This is a genomic window from Psychrobacter sp. CAL346-MNA-CIBAN-0220 (assembly GCF_040309805.1).
Lineage (GTDB): Bacteria > Pseudomonadota > Gammaproteobacteria > Pseudomonadales > Moraxellaceae > Psychrobacter.
The window spans coordinates 1-258 of sequence record NZ_JBEOPF010000458.1 but is presented as its reverse complement, the minus strand read 5'-3'; the positions used below and the strand labels follow the sequence as shown (position 1 = coordinate 258).

Sequence of the window (258 nt, the reverse complement as noted above, 5' to 3'; positions counted from 1 at the left end):
AGAAGATCCTGCGCGAGCGCCCCGAGCACGATATCGACGTGGTCATCCCGATTCCGGACACCAGCCGTACCGCTGCGCTGGAGTTGGCCAACCATCTGGGCGTCAAGTTCCGCGAAGGCTTCGTGAAGAACCGCTACATCGGCCGTACCTTCATCATGCCCGGCCAGGCGGCGCGCAAGAAGTCGGTACGCCAGAAGCTCAACGCCATTGAGCTTGAGTTCCGCGGCAAGAACGTGATGCTGGTGGATGACTCCATCG

1 pseudogene is annotated in these 258 nt (G+C 61.2%); it reads left to right on the top strand.

Going from position 1 to position 258, the window contains the following annotated elements:
• Positions 1-258, top strand: a pseudogene (locus AAEY88_RS14355) (amidophosphoribosyltransferase); the annotation flags it as partial.